Here is a 393-nt window from a genome sequence, read left to right on the forward strand (position 1 = left end):
GTGCCGGTGAAGAGTGTCGCGGCGCTGGCGATGCAGGCCTGCCACCGGATTCGGCGTGGCTATGTGCGGCGGCGTACGGCCACGGGTAATCAGATACGCGGGCTACTGCTGGAGCAGGGCATCGCCCTGGCTCAGGGGGAGGCTGCCTTGAGCCAAGGTGTCCCCCGAGTGCTGGAAGACGCCAGCCAGCCCTTGCCGGATCTGCTGCGTGAGCTGATCGACGAGATGCTGAGCGAGTGGAAGCGACTGGGCGAGCGCATCGCAGCGCTGACCGAGCGTCTGGAAGCGTGTGCCGATGCGGACCAGGCAGCGAAACGGCTGATGACGGTGCGTGGCATTGGTCCGATCACTGCCACGGCGCTGCTGGCCAAGCAGACCGAACCGGAACGTTTC

Annotated in this window: 1 pseudogene; it reads left to right on the plus strand. The window is 66.4% G+C overall.

Annotation, left to right across the window (positions count from 1 at the left end):
- A pseudogene (locus DK254_RS16835) lies at nucleotides 1-393 on the plus strand (IS110 family transposase); the annotation flags it as partial.

Source organism: Pseudomonas sp. RW407, from assembly GCF_003176655.1.
Lineage (GTDB): Bacteria > Pseudomonadota > Gammaproteobacteria > Pseudomonadales > Pseudomonadaceae > Pseudomonas > Pseudomonas delhiensis.